We start from the raw sequence: 2,488 nt of genomic DNA on the forward strand, positions 1-2,488 counted from the left end.
CCACCGGCGAACCGGTGACTGGAGCGGACACGGACGCGGTGTAAACCACGGTGCCGCCTTCGGCGACGGTGGACGTCGCGGTCAGGTTCACCGTCGAGGTGTCGACGGTGTCGGTGACTTCGGTAACTGCCGCCGCCGGATTGGTCGCCAGGTTTTCGAAGTTACCGCCGGCCGCGTCTTTGATCGTTGCTTCAACGGTACCGGCGTCTTTGTAGACATCGTCTTTTGGCGCGTCGACGGTCACGGAGCCACTGGTTGCGCCGGCGGCGATGGTGATCACGGCACCGTTCGACAGGTTCACGGTGACCGGAGTGCCGGCGGCATTGGTCAGGGTGGCGGTGTAAACGATGGAGCCGCCTTCTGCCACGGAGTCGGTTGCGCTCAGGCTAAGAGTGGTGGTGTCCGCCGTGTCAGTGATCGAGGTGTCCGCCGACTTGCCATCGACTTCCAGCTTCTCGTAGTTGCCGCCCTTGGCATCGTCGATTTTGACGCTCAGGGAGCCACCACCGGTCAGGGCATCGTTCGGCGCGGTGAAGTTGACACTGGCACTGCTCGAGCCGACCGGGATGGTGATGGTCTGGCCGTTCGACAGGGTCACGACCACCGGCGAACCGGTGACAGGCGAAGTCACGGACGCGGTGTACACCACGGTGCCGCCTTCGGCAATGTCCGCGGTGGCCGTCAGCGATACGGTGCTGGTATCGAGGGTATCGTTAACAGTGGTGACAGCGGACGTATCGTTGGTGACCAGGTTCTCGAAATTGCCACCTGTCGCGTCTTTGATCGTTGCTTCGACGGTGCCGGCGTCTTTGTAGACGTCGTCTTTCGGCGCATCGACGGTCACGGAGCCTGTGGTTTTACCCGCTTCAATGGTGATGACTGCGCCGTTCGACAAGGTCACAGTGACCGGAGTCCCAGCGGCGTTGGTCAGGGTCGCCGTATAGGTGATCTGGCCGCCTTCATCCACAGCGCCGGTGGCGGTCAGCGACAGGTTGGTGGTGTCCTGAGTATCAGTGATCGAGGTATCCGCTGATTTGCCGTCGATTTCCAGCTTCTCGTAGTTGCCGCCCTTGGCATCGTCGATTTTCACGCTCAGGGAACCGCCGCCGGCCAACGCATCGTTCGGCGCGGTGAAGTTGACGCTGGCACTGCTCGAACCGACCGGGATGGTGATGGTCTGACCATTCGACAGCGTCACGACCACTGGCGAACCGGTCACTGGCGCGGTAACGGAAGCCGTATAAACCACCGTGCCGCCTTCGGCCACACTCGAAGTTGCGGTCAGGTTGACGGTCGAAGTATCGAGGGTGTCGGTGACGCCGGTGACAGCTGCCGCCGGGTCAGTTACCAGGTTCTCAAAGTTGCCGCCCGCGGCGTCCTTGATGGTGACTTCAACCTTGCCGGCATCTTTATAGACATCATCGGCCGGGGCGGCGACGCTCACGCTGCCGGTGGTGGCGCCAGCGGCGATGGTGATCACCGCGCCGTTGCTCAAAGTCACGGTGACTGGTGTGCCGGCCGGATTGGTCAGGGTCGCGGTGTACAGAATCTGACCACCTTCGGCCACTTCGGTGGACGCCGACAGGCTCAGGCCGGTGTCGTCTTTCGAATCGGTAATGGTGGTGAGCGCCGGCTCGGTGCTCGGGGTCAGTTGTTCGAAGTTGCCGCCGGTGGTGCCGGTGATCGTAGTGCTGACGGTGCTGCCATTGTTGTAGACGTCGTTGGTCGCAGTATCGATCGTCACGCTGCCGGTGGTCTTGCCTGCTTCGATGGTAATGACCGAGCCGTTGCTCAAGGTCACGGTCATCGGGGTGCCGGCCGGGTTGGTCAGGGTGGCGGTGTAGGTGATCTGGCCACCTTCGACGACGGTGCCGGTGGCGCTGAGGCTCAGGCCGGTGTTGTCGATCGAGTCGGTGATGGTGGTGACGGCCGGCGTGGTGCTCGGTACCAGGTTCTCGAAGTTGCCGCCGGTAGCGCCAGTGATCGTGGTGCTGATGGTGCTGCCGTTGTTGTAGACGTCATTGGCCGGGGTGTCGACGCTCACGGAACCGATGGTTTTACCGGCTTCGATGGTGATGGTCGAACCGTTGGACAGGGTGACGGTGACCGGCGTCTGCGCCGGGTTGGTCAAGGTCGCGGTGTAGGTGATCTGGCCGCCTTCAGTGACGCTGCCGGTGGCGGTCAGGGTCAGGCCGGTGTTGTCGACCGAATCGGTAATGGTGGTGACCGCCGGGGTCGTGTTCGGCACCAGATTCTCGAAGTTGCCGCCGGTAGTCCCGGTGATCGTAGTGCTGACGGTGCTGCCATTGTTGTAGACATCATTGGCCGGCGTCGGAACGTTCACGCTGCCGGTGGTGTTGCCTGCGGCGATGGTGATGGTCGAACCGTTGGACAGGGTGACAGTGACCGGCGTCTGCGCCGGGTTGGTCAAGGTCGCGGTGTAGGTGATCTGGCCGCCTTCAGTGACGGTCGAACCCGCTGTCAGTGT

1 protein-coding gene is annotated in these 2,488 nt (G+C 62.7%); it reads right to left on the reverse strand.

Annotation, left to right across the window (positions count from 1 at the left end; all coding sequences use genetic code 11):
• The coding region (locus AACY49_RS29410; protein WP_339527668.1) for an immunoglobulin-like domain-containing protein at window positions 1-2,488 on the reverse strand (2,488 nt) is incomplete at both ends.

It is taken from the genome of Pseudomonas sp. EL_65y_Pfl2_R96 (assembly GCF_963970905.1).
Classification (GTDB): domain Bacteria; phylum Pseudomonadota; class Gammaproteobacteria; order Pseudomonadales; family Pseudomonadaceae; genus Aquipseudomonas.